The 17,902-nt window shown below is 62.7% G+C and carries 17 protein-coding genes; 9 read left to right on the plus strand and 8 right to left on the minus strand.

Features of this window, described 5'->3' with window-relative positions; all coding sequences use genetic code 11:
• Positions 1-62 precede the first annotated feature (62 nt).
• Positions 63-305: a hypothetical protein gene (locus IC614_RS04800; RefSeq protein ID WP_200972765.1), complete on the plus strand. Its 243-nt coding sequence runs from the start codon at positions 63-65 to the stop codon at positions 303-305.
• Here the strand turns inward: IC614_RS04800 and ppdK are convergent.
• From ppdK to IC614_RS04815, 3 genes are all read right to left on the minus strand, one after another.
• Positions 302-2,977: a pyruvate, phosphate dikinase gene (ppdK, locus tag IC614_RS04805; protein ID WP_200972766.1), complete on the minus strand. Its 2,676-nt coding sequence runs from the start codon at positions 2,975-2,977 to the stop codon at positions 302-304. The genes IC614_RS04800 and ppdK overlap by 4 nt on opposite strands.
• 294 nt (positions 2,978-3,271) lie before the next feature.
• Positions 3,272-5,758, minus strand: coding sequence for a glycine--tRNA ligase subunit beta (gene glyS / locus IC614_RS04810; RefSeq protein ID WP_200972767.1), 2,487 nt, complete (start codon positions 5,756-5,758; stop codon positions 3,272-3,274).
• 159 nt (positions 5,759-5,917) lie between these two features.
• Positions 5,918-6,790: a glycine--tRNA ligase subunit alpha gene (locus tag IC614_RS04815; protein WP_200972768.1), complete on the minus strand. Its 873-nt coding sequence runs from the start codon at positions 6,788-6,790 to the stop codon at positions 5,918-5,920.
• A gap of 84 nt (positions 6,791-6,874) precedes the next feature.
• Between IC614_RS04815 and IC614_RS04820 the strand changes: the two genes are divergently transcribed.
• The 6 genes from IC614_RS04820 to IC614_RS04845 all read left to right on the plus strand — a co-directional run bounded on the left by IC614_RS04820 (position 6,875) and on the right by IC614_RS04845 (position 11,042).
• A complete protein-coding gene (locus IC614_RS04820; RefSeq protein ID WP_226372732.1) occupies positions 6,875-7,780 on the plus strand; it encodes a TraB/GumN family protein in 906 nt (301 codons plus the stop codon).
• A 127-nt stretch (positions 7,781-7,907) separates the two neighbouring features.
• Positions 7,908-8,144 carry a hypothetical protein gene (locus IC614_RS04825; RefSeq protein WP_226372733.1) on the plus strand — a complete coding sequence of 79 codons (237 nt, stop codon included), beginning with the start codon at positions 7,908-7,910 and terminating at the stop codon, positions 8,142-8,144.
• Between the two features lie 123 nt (positions 8,145-8,267).
• The gene (locus IC614_RS04830; protein ID WP_200972770.1) at positions 8,268-8,900 is read left to right on the plus strand and encodes a 50S ribosomal protein L25/general stress protein Ctc; all 633 of its coding nucleotides are present in this window, start codon (positions 8,268-8,270) and stop codon (positions 8,898-8,900) included.
• 101 nt (positions 8,901-9,001) lie between these two features.
• Positions 9,002-9,571, plus strand: coding sequence for an aminoacyl-tRNA hydrolase (pth, locus tag IC614_RS04835; protein WP_200972771.1), 570 nt, complete (start codon positions 9,002-9,004; stop codon positions 9,569-9,571).
• A gap of 181 nt (positions 9,572-9,752) precedes the next feature.
• Positions 9,753-10,349, plus strand: a complete 597-nt coding sequence (locus tag IC614_RS04840; protein WP_200972772.1) for an outer membrane protein — start codon at positions 9,753-9,755, stop codon at positions 10,347-10,349.
• Positions 10,350-10,436: 87 nt separating this feature from the next.
• Positions 10,437-11,042 (plus strand): TIGR02466 family protein, encoded by a 606-nt coding sequence (locus tag IC614_RS04845; RefSeq protein WP_200972773.1) that lies wholly within the window; start codon positions 10,437-10,439, stop codon positions 11,040-11,042.
• A gap of 7 nt (positions 11,043-11,049) precedes the next feature.
• On the opposite strand, the gene IC614_RS04850 is transcribed toward IC614_RS04845, so the two are convergent.
• Positions 11,050-11,652 carry a hypothetical protein gene (locus tag IC614_RS04850; RefSeq protein ID WP_200972774.1) on the minus strand — a complete coding sequence of 201 codons (603 nt, stop codon included), beginning with the start codon at positions 11,650-11,652 and terminating at the stop codon, positions 11,050-11,052.
• A 49-nt stretch (positions 11,653-11,701) separates the two neighbouring features.
• Positions 11,702-12,199, minus strand: coding sequence for a hypothetical protein (locus IC614_RS04855; protein WP_200972775.1), 498 nt, complete (start codon positions 12,197-12,199; stop codon positions 11,702-11,704).
• A 175-nt stretch (positions 12,200-12,374) separates the two neighbouring features.
• Here IC614_RS04855 and ychF point away from each other — a divergent pair, with 175 nt between their 5' ends.
• Entirely contained in the window at positions 12,375-13,475 is a 1,101-nt protein-coding gene (ychF, locus tag IC614_RS04860; RefSeq protein ID WP_200972776.1) for a redox-regulated ATPase YchF, read from the plus strand.
• On the opposite strand, the gene IC614_RS04865 is transcribed toward ychF, so the two are convergent.
• Entirely contained in the window at positions 13,465-15,258 is a 1,794-nt protein-coding gene (locus IC614_RS04865; RefSeq protein ID WP_200972777.1) for a bifunctional metallophosphatase/5'-nucleotidase, read from the minus strand. The genes ychF and IC614_RS04865 overlap by 11 nt on opposite strands.
• Before the next feature lie 117 nt (positions 15,259-15,375).
• On the opposite strand from IC614_RS04865, the gene IC614_RS04870 reads away from it, so the two are divergent.
• On the plus strand, positions 15,376-15,825 hold the full coding sequence (locus IC614_RS04870; protein WP_200972778.1) for a MaoC family dehydratase: 450 nt from the start codon (positions 15,376-15,378) through the stop codon (positions 15,823-15,825).
• 2 nt (positions 15,826-15,827) lie between these two features.
• On the opposite strand, the gene IC614_RS04875 is transcribed toward IC614_RS04870, so the two are convergent.
• Together IC614_RS04875 and IC614_RS04880 are read right to left on the minus strand one after the other, a co-directional pair.
• Positions 15,828-16,688, minus strand: coding sequence for a DUF6624 domain-containing protein (locus IC614_RS04875; protein WP_200972779.1), 861 nt, complete (start codon positions 16,686-16,688; stop codon positions 15,828-15,830).
• Between the two features lie 164 nt (positions 16,689-16,852).
• Entirely contained in the window at positions 16,853-17,893 is a 1,041-nt protein-coding gene (locus IC614_RS04880; RefSeq protein ID WP_200972780.1) for a GGDEF domain-containing protein, read from the minus strand.
• Positions 17,894-17,902: the final 9 nt, after the last annotated feature.

The raw sequence follows: 17,902 nt of genomic DNA on the forward strand, positions 1-17,902 counted from the left end.
GGGGAACCGGAAGGCAGCATTGCCGATTGTCTCAGCGGATAATCTGCGCGGAGACTGACGCCATGATCGCTTTCACGCTCACCGAATGGGTCATCCTGCTCCTCGTCTTCCTGCTCGGCCTCCTCATCGGCATGTCGATGACGGCGGGCGGCAAGTGGAAGCGCCGTTACCGTGCCGAAACGGCGCGGCGCGAGGAGCTTGAGACCGAAAATACGCGCCTTCACCGCGACGCCCGGGAAATGGACTCGCTTCGGCACAGCGCGGCCAGGGCACCGCTACGGCGCGACGACGAGCGGCCGCTCTAACGCGCCTTTAGCGCCGCCTGCGCCGCCGCCAGGCGGGCGATCGGGATCCGATAGGGCGAGGCCGAGACGTAATCGAGGCCCGCCCCCTCGCAGAAGGCGATAGAGGACGGATCGCCGCCATGTTCGCCGCAGATGCCGAGTTTGAGGCCAGGTGCGGTGCCCCTGCCCCGCTCGGCGGCAAGGCGGATGAGTTCGCCGACGCCGTCCTCGTCGATGCTGACGAAGGGATCGCGGGCGAAGATGCCCTTTTCGACATAAGCCGTGAGGAAGCGGGCGGCATCGTCGCGGCTGACGCCCAATGTGGTTTGGGTGAGATCGTTGGTACCGAAAGAGAAGAATTGCGCTTCCTCGGCGATTTCCCCGGCGCGGAGGGCGGCGCGGGGGAGTTCGATCATCGTGCCGACGAGATAGTCGATGGAACGGCCCAGCTCTTCGAACACCTTCCTGGCCGTGGCGTCGATCAGTTGGCGGATGATCGCGAGTTCGGCCCTGGTGGCAACGAGCGGCACCATCACTTCCGGCAGTGGCGCCTCGCCGCTCTTGGCGACCTCGACGGCCGCTTCGAAAATCGCACGGGTCTGCATCTCGTAGATTTCGGGATAGGTGATGCCGAGGCGGCAGCCGCGATGGCCGAGCATCGGATTGAATTCGTGAAGCTCGGCGACGCGCTGCTTCAATTGCTCGACGCCGACGTTCGCGGCCCTGGCAACCTCGGCATATTCGTCCTCGCCGTGCGGCAGGAATTCGTGGAGGGGCGGATCGAGGAGGCGGATCGTGACGGGGAAGCCCTTCATGATCTCGAAAATCTCGACGAAGTTGCTGCGTTGGGCGGGGAGCAATTTGGCGAGCGCCGCGCGGCGCCCGGTCTCGTTTTCCGCGAGGATCATCTGGCGGACAGCGGTGATCCGTTCGGCGTCGAAGAACATATGTTCGGTGCGGCAGAGGCCGATACCTTCCGCGCCGAACTCGCGGGCGGTGCGGCAGTCGTTCGGGGTTTCGGCGTTGGTGCGGACCTTCAACCGGCGGACCTTGTCGGCCCACTCCATAAGCGTGCCGAAATCGCCCGCCAGCTCCGGCTGGACGGTGGGGACCGCGCCCAGCATCACCTCGCCGCTCGCGCCATCAATGGTGAGCGTGTCCCCTTCCTTCACCTCCACGCCGCCGACGCGCAAAGCCTTGGCCTTATAGTCGATGGCGAGTGTGCCCGCGCCCGAGACGCAGGGGCGGCCCATGCCGCGCGCCACGACCGCCGCGTGGCTCGTCATGCCGCCGCGTGCCGTCAGGATTCCCTCCGCGGCGTGCATGCCGTGAATGTCCTCCGGGCTCGTCTCGATGCGGACGAGAATGACCTTGTCGCCCTGCCCGGCCCGGCGCTCGGCGGTGTCCGCATCGAACACCGCGATACCGCACGCCGCGCCGGGGGATGCAGGGAGGCCCTTGGCGATGACCCGGCGCTCCGCCTTGGGATCGAGGGTCGGATGGAGGAGCTGATCGAGCGCGGCGGGATCGACGCGGAGGACCGCCTCCTCTTCCGAGATCAGGCCTTCGCGCGCCATGTCGATGGCGATCTTGAGGGCCGCTTTCGCCGTGCGCTTGCCGGAACGGGTCTGGAGCATCCAGAGCTTGCCGCGCTCCACGGTGAATTCGATGTCCTGCATGTCGCGATAATGGGTTTCCAGAAGATCGAAAACGCGGGCGAGTTCGCCATAAACCTCCGGCAGCGCTTCTTCCATCGAGGCGGCCTTGGCTCCCGCCCGCTCGCGCGCCGCCTTGGTAAGATATTGCGGCGTGCGGATGCCCGCGACGACATCCTCGCCTTGGGCGTTGATGAGATATTCGCCATAAAAGGCACGCTCGCCGGTCGCAGGATCGCGGGTGAAGGCGACGCCGGTGGCGGAGGTATCGCCCATATTGCCGAACACCATCGCCTGGACGTTGACCGCCGTGCCCCAGTCGCCCGGAATGTGGTTGAGGCGGCGATAGACCTTGGCGCGCTCCGATTGCCAGGAACCGAACACCGCGCCGACCGCACCCCAAAGCTGTTCGTGAACGTCCTGCGGGAAAGGTCTGCCGAGTTCCTGCTCCACAATGTCTTTGTATCGCTGGACGAGCGCCTTCAGGTCGTCGGCATCGAGTTCGGTATCCAAGTGGACGCCCTTATCTTCTTTCGCGATTTCCAGCGCCTCTTCGAAGAGGCCGTGATCGAGGCCGAGGACGACGTCCGAATACATCTGGATGAAGCGGCGGTAGCTGTCCCAGGCGAAGCGCGGATCGCCGGAAGTGGCGGCGAGACCCTCCACCGTTTGGTCGTTGAGACCGAGGTTGAGAACCGTGTCCATCATGCCCGGCATCGACACGCGGGCGCCTGAGCGAACCGACACGAGCAGAGGGTCTTCCGTGTGGCCGAAACCCCGCTGGGTCGCGACCTCGATGTGATTGAGGCCCATCGTAACCTCGTCGACTATGCCGGAACCGAATTTCTGCCCGTTCTCATAATAATGCGCGCACATGTCCGTGCTGATCGTGAAACCGGGGGGAACGGGGAGGCCGATGGACGCCATTTCGGCGAGGTTCGCGCCCTTCCCGCCGAGCAAATTCTTGTCCCCATTGCCACCGTCCGAAACGCCGCCTCCGAAGCGATAGACGTAGCGGCTCTCTGCGGCGCGGTTCATTTCAGGGATTCTCCTGCGGGAAGATGGCGTGCCGGACGGCGGCGGAAGAATGCGAGTTCATCCTTATTGTTCCCCTGCGAAAGCAGGGGTCCAGTTGCGCAGGAAGAGCCACTGGGTTCCGGCTTTCGCAGGAACACGGGGCATGGAGGAGCGCATCGTGCTCCGGAAGGCCGGAGCCCAGCCTCATCGTTCCGCGCCGCTGGGCTCCGGCCTGCGCCGGAGCACTGATGAATTTTCCTTCGAGGAGAAGTTGATGAAACTGATGCTGTGGCAACATTTCATCGACCCTCAACTTCAGCCTTCTATTTTGGAGAAGTCCGCGACCCTGTGCACCGCGTCGCGCATCCGGGCGAGGAGGTTCAGCCTCGCCTCGCGTTTCGCGGGGTCGGGATCGTTGACCGTGACCTTGTCAAAGAACATGTCGACCGGCGCGCGGAGGCTGGCGAGGGCCGCCATCGCGCCTTCGAAATCCTCCGCCTCGATCGCTGCCGCGGCCTTGGGCTCGGCGGCGTCGAGTGCGGCGATCAGATCAGCCTCTTCCTTTTCGGGCGTGTAGGAAAGTGGCTTTTTCGGATGATGATGCGCCATTTCGGCGATGGCGTCCGCGACGCCCGGTTCCTCGACCAGCACGAGCGGGTCTTCCTCGCCCGTTTGCGGGATGCCCTGGCTGCCGGTGGAGGTCAGCGCCTCGGCGCCGGTCCAGCCTTCCTTCTTCAGGATATTGGCCGCGCGCTTGTAGCCGGCGAGAAGGTCCGTCCCCTCGCCCGTCTCGACGAAAGATTGCAGCGCCTTCACCCGCGCGAGCAGGCGGACGAGATCGTCCTCACCGCCAAGGGCGAAGACCGCGTCGATCAGGTCGTGGCGAACGCCTGCTTCGCGCTGCTGGACTTTGAGGCGGTCGGCCAAAAAATCTGCCGTGAAGTAGATTGTCCCCAAAATCTTGTCCGCGAACCAAGTGTCGCGGTCCGCGAGAGCGGCGTCCCGCTTTGTTGCCAATATCGATGCATAAAGGTCCAAGAGTTTCTGACGATCAGCATACTCAGATGCGATCTCGTACATGGCATCGGCGGCACTATGTGTCTCGCTTGTATAAATTTTAACAGCTCGGTGTACCAGCGGCTCAAACAGAGCAGCACGGAGCGGCAGCCGGATTTCGTTGGAGATCAATAGGCTCAGGACACCCAACGCAGCTCTCCGCAGGGCGAAGGGGTCTCGCGATCCAGTAGGGACTTCATTCACGATGAAGAACTGCGACAAGCTATCCAGCTTGTCCGCCAAGCTCACCGCCACCGTGACCGGGGCGGTGGGGACTTCGTCGCCTTGGCCGACCGGCTTGTAATGGTCGCGGATGGCGTCGGCGACGGCGTCCGGATGGCCCTGGGCGCGGGCGAGGTAGCCGCCGATGAGGCCCTGCAATTCGGGGAATTCGCCGACCATGCCGGTGACGAGATCGGCCTTGCAGAGGCGGGCGGCGTCGTAGGCTAGTTGGGCCAAAAGCTCTCTCTCCCCTTCAGGGGAGAGAGTTGGAGAGAGGGGGCGGTCTGCAGGTGCGCTGGATGAGAGAGGAGAGGTCTCGGACTCCCCCTCTCCCAACCCTCTCCCCTGAAGGGGAGAGGGCTTAATGATCCCCTCTTCCACCAGCCAGCGGGCGAGTTTGGCGACGCGGTCGACCTTGTCGGCGACCGTGCCGAGCTTTTCGTGGAACACGATCTGGTTGAGCTTCTCCGCCTGATTTTCCAGCGGAATTTTGAGATCCTGTTCCCAGAAGAATTTCGCGTCGGAGAGACGCGCGGCGAGGACTTTTTCGTTGCCCGCGACGATCGAGGCGCCGCCGTCGGCCGCGTCGATGTTCGCGGTGCAGATGAAGTTTGGAGCCAACGTGCCAGCCCCTCCACCAGCCTTCGGCTGGTCCCCCTCCCCGTCCCGGGGAGGAATTTGAGCGGCGAAATATTTCTGGTTGGTCCGCATGGTGAGCTGGATCACTTCGCGCGGGACGTCGAGGAAGGTCGGGTCGAACGAGCCCAGCAAAGGCACCGGCCATTCGGTGAGGCCGGCATTTTCGGCGACGAGGCCTTCGTCTTCGACGAGGATCAGGCCCGCATCCCTAGCGGCCTTCGCGGCGCCGTCGCGGATGATTTGCTGGCGTTCCCTGGGATCGACGATGACGTGGCAGGCGCGGAGCTTTTCGGCATAATCGTTCGCGCTACCGATGGTGATCTGGCCCGGATGGTGAAAGCGGTGGCCGACCGTCGCGGCGCCGGAGCTTATCCCTGCGACTTCGAAGTCGACGATTTCCTCGCCGAGCAGGGCGACGATGCCTTGCAGCGGGCGGACCCAGCGCGGGCTTTCGGTCGAAAGCGAGGCGGCGCCCCAGCGCATGGATTTGGGCCAGGGGAAGGCGCGGACGATGGCAGGGATGGCTTCGGCCAGCACGTCTTTCGTGGCCTGGCCGGGCTTGTCGATGACGGCGAAATACGTGCCGTCGCGGTCGACGAGCTGGTCTTGGCGGAGGCCAGTCTTGCGCAAGAAACCTTCGAGCGCCTGCGGCGGGGCGCTGGTGCGGGGGCCCTTCAGCTCCTCGCTGACGGCGACGGTTTCCGTGGGGAGACCCCGCGCGATCAGGGTCAGGCGGCGGGGCGTGGAGAAGGTTTCGATGCCTTCCGCCTTCAGGCCCGATTTGATGAGTTCGGCGTCGAAGAGGGATGCTAGATCCTTCTCCGCCTTCGCTTGCATGCGGGCGGGGATTTCTTCGGACAGGAGTTCGAGGAGGAAATCAGGCATTCGTTGCATTCCCACTCGTCATTCCAAGGTGCTTAAACGTCATTCCAGCGAGCCCTTCCGTCATTCCAGCGAAAGCTGGAATCTCACTGTCTTTAGATCGGTCGGTCCAAGGAGAAGGGAGATTCCAGCTTTCGCTGGAATGACGGAGGGGCGGGGCTATCACGCGTCCCACCCGTTCTTGTCCATCCACGCCGCACAGGCGCCTTTCGCCAAATCGCGGACGCGGCCAATATAGGCCTGGCGCTCGGCGACGGAGATGACGCCGCGGGCCTGGAGGGTGTTGAAGATGTGGCTGGCCTTGATCGCCTGATCATAGGCCGGGAGCGGCAGCTTCGCCTCGATGCAGCGCGTGCATTCCTCGGCGGCGTCCTTGAAGCGGCGGAAGAGGCTGTCCGTGTCGGCGACTTCGAAATGATAGCCTGAAAACTCGACTTCGTTTTCGTGGAAGACGTCGCCGTAGCTGACGCCGTCGTCGTTGAAGGCGAGATCATAGACGCTGTCGACGCCCTGAATATACATGGCGAGCCGTTCGAGGCCGTAGGTGAGCTCGCCCGTCACCGGCTTGCAATCATAGCCGCCGACCTGCTGGAAATAGGTGAATTGGGTGACTTCCATGCCATCGCACCAGACTTCCCAGCCGAGGCCCCAGGCGCCGAGCGTGGGGCTTTCCCAATCGTCCTCGACGAAGCGGATGTCGTGCTTCGTGAAGTCGATGCCGATGGCCGCGAGCGACCCGAGATAGAGTTGTTGGAGGTCGGGCGGGCTGGGCTTCAGCACCACCTGATATTGGTAATAATGGCCGAGCCGGTTCGGATTTTCGCCATAGCGCCCGTCGGTCGGGCGGCGCGAGGGCTGGACATAGGCGGCCTTCCACGGCTTGGGACCGAGGGCGCGTAAGGTGGTCGCCGGGTGGAAAGTGCCCGCGCCCATCTCCATGTCATACGGCTGGAGGATCACGCAGCCTTGCTGGCTCCAATAATCGTGGAGGGTGAGGATGAGCCTTTGGAAGCTGAGGGGTTTGGTCTCGCCCAACTTTTCGCCTTCGCATCTGCAACAACGGGGTCGAAACGCTTTGGCGCATGGGGCATGGTGCGGTCAAGAAATAGGGAGAGATTCGTGATTGTGACCTCTTTTCGCCGCAAAATCCGCTGGGCGGCCTGCACCGCCGCCGCCGCGCTCGCCGCTTGCACGACATCGTCCGCGCAGGAAGCGCCTGCCGCCAAGCCCGCTTTGTGGAAGCTCGCCGACGAAGACACGACAGTCTATCTGTTCGGCACGATCCACCTGCTGCCGGAAGGCGTGAACTGGCGGACGGACACGCTGGAAAAGGCGATCCGGTCGTCGGACACGCTGGTCCTGGAATTGCCGGGCGACGAGGATCCGATGGCTGCGGCGCAGCTGATCGGAAAACTCGGCTTCTCGCCCGGCCTCCCTCCCCTTTCCGAGCGCGTGCCGCCGGACAAGCGGGATGCGCTCGCCAAGGCACTGGCGACAGCCAGCATCCCGGCCGAGATGCAGAACTCCATGGAAACCTGGACCGCCGCGCTCGCCATCCTCACCACATCGTTCAAGGATTTGGGGCTCGACCCCAATCTTGGCGCGGAACGGAGCCTGCAGGCCACGTATAAGGAACAGGGCAAGAAATTCGGGGCGCTGGAGACGGCGGAGGAGCAGATGGGCTTCTTCGACACCCTGTCGGAAGAGGCGCAGCGGCTGGTGCTGGTGAGCGCGCTCGACGACCCCGAAAATGCGCGGGCGCAGTTCAAGCAGATGCTGGATGCCTGGGTCAGAGGCGACGTGGATGCGATCGCCAAGACATTCGACGATGAAACGGCGCTTTCCCCGGAACTGCGCGAGGCGCTGATGAAGGACCGGAACGAACGCTGGGCGGAACGGATCGGCGGCATGCTCGACGAGCCGGGCACGGTGATGGTTGCGGTCGGCGCAGGGCATCTCGCGGGTGCGGATTCGGTGCAGACCATGCTGGAAGCGAAGGGGCTGAAGGTCGAGCGGGTGCAGTGAGTGCTCCGCTTTCGATTTTACTAAGATGCCTGAAGGCGCTTTAGTAAGGTTATACTTGCGATTGTAATATCTGTTTCGCCGAAATATGATCTGAAGGCTGCACCGTTTGCAGAAGAGGGGGAATATCGTGAAAAAATTCTTTGCCGCAGGCCTTTCATTGGCATTGGCCGTAAGTCCAGTAGCTGCTGCTTCGCCAGCGTCGTCATTGTCGATCTCGAACTCCCAGCGCGCGGCGTCCGATGTTGAAGGCAATGATTTGACGGGGACGCTGTTATGGGTGGCGATCAGCGTCGCAGCAGCGGCTGCTCTCGCTTATCTTGTGATCGAAATCACTGACGAAGGTGCCGTTCCAGAAAGCGCCTGATCATCCGCGCGAGCACCACCCTTGTGGCGCTCGCGCTTTCGCCCTATAGGCGCCGCTCCCGCGTCATGGTCATCCCTGGAGGCGTGACGGGGAGTTTATCAATCTGTTTCGAAAGGCATGCACATGAGCGAACAGCTTCAGCTGTCGGCCGAGACGCGCGAACGGGCTGGCAAGGGAGCCTCCCGTGCCATGCGTCGTGAAGGCCGCGTCCCCGCCGTGATCTACGGCAACAAGGAAGAACCCGTCTCGATCCACCTCGAAGAAAAGGTGCTGGTGAAAGCTCTCAACACCGGCCACTTCATGAACACGGTCGTGATGATCGACGTGGGCGGCAAGGTGAGCCGCACCCTTCCCAAGGACGTTCAGTTCCACCCGGTCACCGACCGGCCGCTGCATGTCGATTTTTACCGCATCGGCGAGCATTCGACCGTCACCGTCGCGGTGCCGGTGCGCTTCGAGAATGAAGAAGCCGCGCCCGGTATCAAGAAGGGCGGCGTGCTCAACATCGTCCGCCACGAAGTCGAGCTCGTCTGCGACGCGGCCGAGATTCCGGACGACCTGGTCGTCGACTTGACCGGCTACAATGTCGGCGATTCGATCCACATTTCGGCGGTGAAGCTGCCGAAGGGCGCCAAGCCCGCGATCGAAGACCGCGACTTCACCATCGCTACGCTCGTCGCCCCGTCCGGCATGAAGTCGGCCGAAGGCGCCGCGGAAGCCGGTGAAGGCGGCGAAGCGGGCGAAGAGAACGCCTGATTTCCCGTCTCTCGTCATTCCAGCGAAAGCTGGAATCTCTCTTGAAACGGAAGGGAGATTCCGGCTTTCGCCGGAATGACGGAGGCTTCGAGAAAGACGCGATGCAAATCTGGGTCGGCCTCGGCAATCCGGGCGCGCAATATGCGCTGCACCGGCACAATGTGGGCTTCATGGCGATTGACGCCATCGCCGAAGTCCACGGTTTCGATCCGCCCAGGAAAGCCTTTCAGGGATGGGCCCAGCAGGGCCGGATCGGCGGGGAGCGCATCCTGCTCCTGAAGCCCGCCACCTTCATGAACAAGAGCGGCCAGGCGGTCGGCGAGGCGATGCGCTTCTTCAAGGCCGAGGTGGGCGACGTTACGGTCTTTCACGACGAACTGGATCTCGCGCCGTTCAAGGTGAAGGTGAAGACCGGTGGCGGCACTGCGGGCCACAATGGCCTGCGCTCCACCGAACAGCATATCGGCAACCCCTTCCGCCGCGTGCGCATCGGCATCGGCCATCCGGGCCACAAGGACAAGGTGACCGGACACGTCCTCGGCAATTATGCCAAGGCCGAAATGGACGATCTTGCCGGCATGCTTGGCGCCATCGCCGCGGAAGCCGGGTGGCTCGCGGCGGGCGAGGACGCCCGCTTCATGAGCGACGTGGCTTTGCGGTTACAGAAATGAGTGGCTGAATTTTCACGGCTAAGCTGAACGTTTCCCTTCAGCAATGTTCAGCTTGGCGAAAGTAACACAGCCCTAGTGCAGCGAAGCCGACATGCCCGGGAGGTTGGTCGGAAAATAATGCCGGGAAATCGCCCTCCAGGCGGCAGTCATCCACGGCGCATTCTACAAAGGGGTTCTACACATGAAGTATCTTTACGCCACCGCCGCGATTGCGGCGTCGCTCGTTGCCGCGCCGGCTTTCGCTGCCGATATCAGCGGCGCCCGTATCGAGGGGATTGTTGGATATGATAGCCCCAAAGTCAGCGGCCTGGAAAAGGAAATCCAAGAGTTCGGCATCGATGTCGACGCTGATTTGGATGGCATCCTATACGGTGTCGGTATCGGATACGATTTTGCGGTCGGTAATAATATTTCCCTCGGCGTCGACGCGGAATATTCGGATAGCTCATCCGATTTCAACCTCAAGAATGGCGATGAATTGGTCACGATCTCCTTCGCTCGCGACCTTTACGTGGGAAGCCGCATTACTACGGCCGTATCCGACAGCTTCAATCTTTATGGCAAGCTCGGCTATACCAATGCACGGGCGAGCGTTGGCTATTATGATGGCGACGAAGGCTTTGGAATTATTGATAATATCGATGGCGTCCGGGCAGGCTTCGGCGGCCAGTTTGCGCTAGGCGGTAATTCCTATGTCGGCCTAGAATATCGTTACTCCAATTATGAATCCGACCTTGAACGTCATCAGGTCGCCGCAACGCTCGGCTTCCGCTTCTAAGCGGATTTTAGTCGGGTTATGAAGGAGGGGGCACCGCCCCCTCCTTTTTTATTTCAGCATGCATGCATTTGCTTTAGCCCGACTGGCGTGACCATCCGCTCGCTCTTCACCACGCCTTTCTACGAAGGCACACTCGCCGCACCAGAATTGCTGGCGGAGCTGGAAGAGGCGTGCCTCGCGCTGGCGGGCGAGGATGAAGCGGGGCGGCGCTGGTCGAAGGCGCATGGCTATCGCGGCTATACGTCTTATGCATCGCTGAACGACTTGCCCGCGCGCGACCCGCGTTTTGCGGACCTTGTGCGTCATCTTAACCGCCACGCCGCCGCCTTTGCCGAGGCGTGCGCGTTCGAGCTGGGCGGCAAGCGGCCGAAGCTCGACAGCCTTTGGGTCAACGTGATGAAGCCGGGCGCCACGCATTCCGGGCATATCCATCCGCACAGCATCATTTCCGGCACGCTCTATGTCGCAGTGCCGCCTGGGTCCGGCGCATTGAAGCTGGAAGACCCCCGCCTGCCGATGATGATGGCCGCCCCGCCCCGGCGCGCGGGCGCGCCGCCCGAGCTTCAGACATTCGTTTATGCCGAACCGCGGCCGGGAAGCATTTTCCTGTGGGAAAGCTGGCTGCGGCACGAAGTGACGCCATCCGCCGCGAAAAGCGAACGGATCAGCATCAGCTTCAACTATCGCGCCTGACGCGCGTCTATTTTGCCGCGAGCTTTATGGAGCCGAGAAACGCGTCCGCATCCGGCGCGCCCGTCGCGGCATTGTAGAGGACAAGCAACGTGTAAAGGCGCGTCCCGACCCAATAAAAGCGGGCTTTGACTTCTCCGGCATCCGAAGAAATGGCAACGGCTTTTCCCGGATGGTTGCCGAGGGTGACGGCGGTTTCCGAGACGATTTTGCCTTTCAGCTGATTGGCAAGACCATCCCTACCCTCATTCATGAATTGGTCTGGCGTGTTGGCGACCACAATCTTTTCGGGATAGTCGGCATAACTTACCGAATAGATCGCGCCGTCACCCGTAGGCGCGGTCCAGGACGCCGTCTTAACCTCTCCGCCAGAAATTTGAACAGTGTTGCGCATGGCCTCCGGCTGCCCAGGCATGCGGATGGCGAAGCCTTCCCCGGTTTCCACAGTCCGTAATTCGGCCCAGGCCGGTGAAGCCAGGATCGTCGAGGCGACGGCAATAGCCCGTCCCATATTCGCCGGCAAGGTCAAGCCGATGGCAGCAGCAATTCTTTTCATATTCATCCCCCTAATGTGCATTTCCTGCCATGACGACATGGCGGCACGGACGTGCATCGGCCCTTACCATGCGAACGGCATCAATGGCTGGTGCACGGCGCGCATTTCACTGCGCAATGCCGCCCTTCTTTTTCAATTCAGCAACGCATGCCTTGAGTTGCGCATAAGCCTGGTCGCTGCCGCTGACATCCATATTGTCCTTGGCATTCGCCGCATCGGCGCTGAACAGGAAGAAACCGGATTTCATCATGTCGTCGATAAAGACGGGCTCGGCTTCGGTGATGAAGCCCTTATAGTCGCCATCTACCCAGCCCCGGACTTTTGCTTCGCCCACAGTATCTTCGTCGATTGCATAGCGAATGTCGTAGGGCTTGTCGTTTTCAAAGGACCATTGGGTACCGCTAGCCCCGATCATCGCCTTGCCGTTCGTCATCATCACGATGCTGAACTTTACCTCATCCTTCTCGCCATAGGTTGTCGCCATCTCGCAGAAATCCGAGTCTTCAAAGAAGAACCAATTCTGCAGGTCGGGCCATTCCCGCGCGGCAGCCGGCTGGGCGAAAAATGCGGCAAGAACGGCGCCAGAAAAGATGAGATTTTTCATAATACCCCCACAATGGTTTTAGCAGCATAGTGGCTTCCCATCCGTTGCGCTATAACCACCAAGGCGACTTTTTTCATAATCTCTCCAATGCATTGGCGGCCGCCATAACGGCGGCGCTGGCATTGCGCCATGGGAGCGGCTAGGGGAACGCAACTCTGTTCAAAGGCGGGACAATATGGGCTTTCGTTGCGGGATCGTGGGGCTTCCCAATGTCGGGAAATCGACCCTTTTCAACGCGTTGACCGAAACGGCGGCGGCGCAGGCAGCCAATTACCCCTTTTGCACGATCGAGCCCAATGTCGGCCGCGTCGCCGTGCCCGATCCGCGCTTGCAGGAGATCGCCAAGGTCGCCGGGTCGGCGAACATCATCGAGACGCAGCTGGAATTCGTCGATATCGCCGGCCTGGTGCGCGGCGCATCCAAGGGCGAGGGCCTGGGCAACCAGTTCCTCGGCAACATCCGCGAGGTGGACGCCATCGTCCACGTCCTGCGCTGCTTCGAGGAAGGCGACGTGACCCATGTCGAGGGCCGCGTCGATCCGATCGCTGATGCGGAGACGGTCGAAACGGAATTGATGCTCGCCGACCTAGAGAGCCTGGAAAAGCGCGTGCCGAACCTCGTCAAGAAGGCGCAGCAAGGCGACAAGGAGGCCAAGGTGCAGGCCGCGGTTCTGGGCAAGGCGCTGGATATCCTCCGCCAGTCCAAGCCGGCGCGGCTGACGCAGCCCGCGGACGAGGAAGAGGCGAAGGCGTTGGAACGGGCGCAATTGCTGACGGCGAAGCCCGTTCTTTACGTCTGCAACGTTGACGAAGGCGATGCCGCGACCGGCAACGCGCACAGCGCGCGCGTGTTCGAGAAGGCGGCGGCGGAAGGCGCCAAGGCGGTGATCATCTCCGCCGCCATCGAGGCGGAAATCGCGACCATGCCGGTCGAGGACCGCGCCGACTTCCTGAAGGATCTGGGCCTCACCGAAACCGGCCTTTCGCGGATCATCCGGGCGGGGTACGATCTGCTCGACCTCATCACCTTCTTCACGGCCGGGCCCAAGGAAGCGCGCGCCTGGACTGTCGAGAAAGGGGCCAAGGCGCCACAGGCGGCGGGCGCCATCCACTCCGATTTCGAACGCGGCTTCATCCGCGCCGAGACGATCGCTTACGAGGATTACGTCCAGTATAAGGGGGAAAGCGGCGCGCGGGACGCAGGTAAGCTCCGGTCCGAAGGCAAGGATTACGTTACCAAGGACGGCGACGTGATGCTGTTCCGCTTCAACGTCTGACGGGCTTTTCCGCGCCGCTCCAGGGCGGCGTGATGCGGGTGATGCGGTTGGCCGCGGGCGGCGCCAGGCGGCCGGACGCCACGATATAGCGTTCGAGCGCATCGACATCGATCGGGCCGCCGACGGGATCGCCCCCGTCGCGAAAGATCGTGAAATTGTCGCCGCCGGTGGCGAGGAAGCTGTTCATCGCGACGCGATAGACGACGGCATCGTCCAAAGGCGCGCCGTTCAGGCGGATGTCGATTATGCGCTGCCCGGCGGGCTGGCTAAGGTCATAGCCATAGGTGAAGCCACGTGAGGGCAGCAGCATATTCGGGCGTTCGGCGGTGTTGGTGCCGCTGTTAAATTGCTGTTCCAGCAGGGCGCGGATCTGACGGCCGGTGAAGCTCTTCACGAAGAGGGTGTTGCCGAAGGGCTGAGCCGCGAATAGCTGGCCGTAAGTGACGCTGCCGTCTTCGGCGGGCACGATGTCGGCACGCAGGCTTCCCGCGTTGGAAAAGGCGATTTGCGCGCCGCCATTTTCGGGGGCGCTGGTCGCGGCAAGATGGGCGTCGGCGATAAGAGCACCGAGGACCGATTCCCCCGCTTCGTTCGCCTGGCGCAAGGCAGGCCCGGCGAGCGTCCCGACCTTGCGCTGCGCGACGGGCGCGACGGCGGCGGCATAGCGATCGACGAGGGCGGCGACGCGGGGTTCACGCGGAAAACGGGGGTAGAGGCCGGTGGCCGCGACGGCACCGGACGCGGATTGATAGCCCTCCCCCTGCACGATCATATTGTCGGCGCGGCGTGCGACGACGTCGCCCTGCGACGGATCGATGGAGAGAGTGATGTCGGTGAGCAAGGTGCCGCTGCGCCCCGCGCTGGTGACCAGGAAAGGGCGGGCCGGATCGATGCGGCCATAGTCGCAGATATAGGCATTGTGGGTATGGCCGGAGACGACGAGATCGACTTGCGGGTCGAGGCGGGCGAGGATCGGCATCAGATCGCCGTCCATGCCGCCGCAGCTCTTGTCGTTATAACCGACCTTCGTCGACACGCCTTGGTGGATCAGCACGACGATGGCGTCCGCGCCCTCGCTCCGCAATTTGGGGATGAGAGCGTTAATGCTGTCGGCTTCGTCCGCGAATGAGAGACCCGCGACGCCCGCCGGCGTGACGAGCGTTGGCGTTTCCTTCAGCGTCAGGCCGATGAAGCCGATTTGCACGCCCCCCTTCCCTTTTCCGTAGCTGCGGATGCCATAGGAGGGAAACAAAGTGCCGCCGTTTTCGGTCTTCACGTTGGCGGCGAGGAATTTGAAACGCGCGCCGGGAAAATCGGGATCGACGGCGCAGGGCTGGAGCGCCGTATTCTTGTCGCAGCCGCCATGCTGCATGCGCAGCAATTCGGCTCGGCCGCGATCGAATTCGTGATTGCCGACCGCATTGAAATCGAGCCCGATCATGTTCATCGCATGGATGGTCGGCTCGTCGAGGAAATAAGAGGAAATGAGCGGCGAGGCGCTGATAAGGTCGCCCGCGGAGACGACGGCGTGGTTCGGGTTGGCGGCCTTCAGGCCCTGCACCGCCGAGGCGAGATAGGCAGCGCCACCGGCGGGCACGCGGACCGCCCCGCCATCCGGGGCGGTGGCGGGGATGGCGATGCCGGGCGGTTCGAGCGCGCCGTGGAAGTCGTTGAGGGCGATGATTTTCACATCGATCGGCGCGGCTGCCCGATCCTGCACCGCGGTCGTGGCGCAGCCCGAAAGCGCGAGAAGAACCGCACCCGCCGCCAAACCGTAACGCATGTTCATCCCTCCGCTCACCCGGACCAAAGCCGTGCCGCTCTTCGCATGGCAGGGGCGCATTGTCATCCCGGGCAAATGGTTGCAAAGCGCAACGGAGCCGCAGTCAGGGAGCATGGCATGCTGTATTTGGAAGATCTGGAAATCGGGCAAAAGGCGGCGTTCGGGCATTATCCGGTCACGCGCGAAGAAGTGCTGGACTTCGCGCGCAAATACGATCCTCAGCCCTTTCACCTTTCGGACGAAGCGGCGGCGAAGACCTATTTCGGCAGGATCGCGGCGAGCGGCTGGCACACTTGCGCGATGATGATGGCGATGCTGGTCGAAAATGGCAGGGAGCGCCCGATGGCGAGCCTCGGGTCGCCTGGCGTCGACGAGCTGCGCTGGCTGAGGCCCGTCTATCCCGGCGACACGCTGCGGCTGGAGACCGAGATCGTCGACGTGACGCCGTCCCGCAGCAAGCCGGATATCGGCACGTTCAAAAGCCAGGTGAGCGTGCTGAACCAGGACGGTGTGGCGGTCGCGACGATGCGCACCATCGTGCTGATCCGGCGGCGTCCGGCGGATTGAACCTACGCGCAGCCGCCGACGAGCCGTTCCCGGTAGGCGGCAATCGACTCCAGCCCGACTTCCGCACGACGCCGATCCAACGCTTCGGGCGCGACCGAAAGTTTCGGCTGCCAATCCCCAGGTCCAACGCATCCGCCCTGCGTGCCATAGGTTTGGGGCTTGCCGGCATTCACCGCGACCCGGTCCACGAGATAGGCATAATAAGTGCCCTGCATGTCGCCGCTCTTCACTTTCGGCGCCAGCGTTTCCAGCATCGCCTTCTGCCAATCCGGATCATGATCCGCATGCTGGACGACAAGCCAGGCGGCCTGGGACGCCCGCTCGCCATATTTTGAAATATCGAACCAGCCGATCCGGCCCAGCACGGCTTTCAGCCACACCACATTGTCCAGCAGGATTGCTTGCGTATCGGGCTTAAATGCCGCCCGGAAGGCCGCCTTGCCCGCCGGGTCGAGTTCCGGTCGCATGGTCAAAGCGGACTGATCGAGAAACACCCGTTCGAACAAAGCGCGCGCATCGGGATCGGCCGTGGCGGCGCGCGCCTTCAAAAGCCAGTGGCTTTCATCGGCATAAGGCCCACCCGCCTTCATCGTCGCCAGCTTTGCGCGGGCAATCTTGAGCTCGGCGGCGATCTTGTCCCAGCGCGCGGCATAATCGGTCGCGTCGGTGCTGGCTTCCGCCACCATCATCCGCGCCAATCTTTCACTGTCGGCCGGGCCGATCATGCTTGCGGCGAGCAAGGCGTCGAGCCGCGCCTTTTCCAGCTGAAAGGCAGGCGCATCCGACTGACGCCAGGCGAAAATATCCGATGCGGGACTTGGCGTCGAAACGGCCAAGGCGGCGGCCACAATCACAGAAAACACGGCATTCCTTTCTTAGCGCGCTAGTGCTTATCACCACCCGTCATTCCGGCGAAAGCCGGAATCTTGCGGCACGTGCGACACGTTCTTTCGCGACAGATGCGCTAACCTGCGCCGAAATCGTCGATGAAACTGTCCGGGCCGCGAAGGCCTTCGGCGGGTGCTTTCTAGCGCAGCCGTGCCTTGGCCGCGACGGCGCCGCCCGTGCGCGTGTCAATTTGCGGCTGATAAACGAGATCGGACTGACCCTGGGCCACGGTCTCGCGCAGCGCCCGCTCCGTGCGCAATTTCTGCTCGAAGGCGAGGGCAAGCTCGGCATTGAAGGTGAACACTTCGCCCCCGCCCAGCGCCTTGGCATGGTACATGGCCATGTCCGCCGCCTTCATGAGGTCGGTGAGCTCGACGCCATGCGAAGGGTGCATGGCGATGCCGATCGAGGCGCCCAAGGTGATGGGCTGCCCCATATGATCGAACGTGCCGGTGAGGGCGTTGAGGACTTTATAGGCCGTGGCCGCGGCGGCATCCTGGGTCGGGGCGGGCACCAGCATCGTGAATTCGTCGCCGGCGAGACGTGCGAGCAAGGGCTGCCAATGCGCGGCGGCGCTCCCGATGTCCGCCGACACCGCGCGCAGGCGGTCGGCCACCATGACCAGTATTTCATCGCCCTGCGCATGGCCGAGCGTGTCGTTCACATCCTTGAAGCGGTCGAGATCGATGAAGAGCAAGGCGGCGGTGTCCCCTTGCCGGACCTTCAGGATGCGGTCCGCCTCGCGCTTGAAATGGAGGCGGTTGGGAAGATTGGTGACCGGATCGTGCATGGCGATGCGCTGCGCATGATCGATGCTGGAGCGCACCTGTTCGAAGAGGCTGTCCACGGCGCTTGCGAGGCGTGGCATCTCTCTGCGCAGAACCGGGGGTGCGGGCGTCGAGAGATCGCCCCCCTCCACCGCGAGCAAACGATCGATCAACGCCGAAACGGCGCGGGCATGGTCGCTATTGGGTTTTTCCGCCGCGACCCACACGATGAGCAAGGCGAACAAGCCGATGCCGAGCGACGCGGCGATCTGCTGATCGAGATTGCGCAGGAGGACGAAGCCGCCGAGCGTCAAAATGAAAGACGAAACACCCGCGCAAAAGGAAATGGCGCGATTGCTGAGCCACTCGGCCTTTTCCCAATAATGCGATACTCTTAACCCCAACCCCGTCACTCCCTTAAG

Source organism: Sphingosinicella flava, from assembly GCF_016025255.1.
In the GTDB taxonomy this organism is placed as follows: Bacteria; Pseudomonadota; Alphaproteobacteria; order Sphingomonadales; family Sphingomonadaceae; genus Allosphingosinicella; species Allosphingosinicella flava.

Bases quoted from the DNA above. Each gene is read 5' to 3' on its own strand.
- IC614_RS04800 (WP_200972765.1), top strand. From the start codon at position 63: ATGATCGCTTTCACGCTCACCGAATGGGTCATCCTGCTCCTCGTCTTC.
- ppdK (WP_200972766.1), bottom strand. From the start codon at position 2,977: ATGAACCGCGCCGCAGAGAGCCGCTACGTCTATCGCTTCGGAGGCGGC.
- glyS (WP_200972767.1), bottom strand. From the start codon at position 5,758: ATGCCTGATTTCCTCCTCGAACTCCTGTCCGAAGAAATCCCCGCCCGC.
- IC614_RS04830 (WP_200972770.1), top strand. From the start codon at position 8,268: ATGAGCGAACAGCTTCAGCTGTCGGCCGAGACGCGCGAACGGGCTGGC.
- pth (WP_200972771.1), top strand. From the start codon at position 9,002: ATGCAAATCTGGGTCGGCCTCGGCAATCCGGGCGCGCAATATGCGCTG.
- IC614_RS04840 (WP_200972772.1), top strand. From the start codon at position 9,753: ATGAAGTATCTTTACGCCACCGCCGCGATTGCGGCGTCGCTCGTTGCC.
- IC614_RS04850 (WP_200972774.1), bottom strand. From the start codon at position 11,652: ATGCACGTCCGTGCCGCCATGTCGTCATGGCAGGAAATGCACATTAGG.
- IC614_RS04855 (WP_200972775.1), bottom strand. From the start codon at position 12,199: ATGAAAAATCTCATCTTTTCTGGCGCCGTTCTTGCCGCATTTTTCGCC.
- ychF (WP_200972776.1), top strand. From the start codon at position 12,375: ATGGGCTTTCGTTGCGGGATCGTGGGGCTTCCCAATGTCGGGAAATCG.
- IC614_RS04865 (WP_200972777.1), bottom strand. From the start codon at position 15,258: ATGCGTTACGGTTTGGCGGCGGGTGCGGTTCTTCTCGCGCTTTCGGGC.
- IC614_RS04870 (WP_200972778.1), top strand. From the start codon at position 15,376: ATGCTGTATTTGGAAGATCTGGAAATCGGGCAAAAGGCGGCGTTCGGG.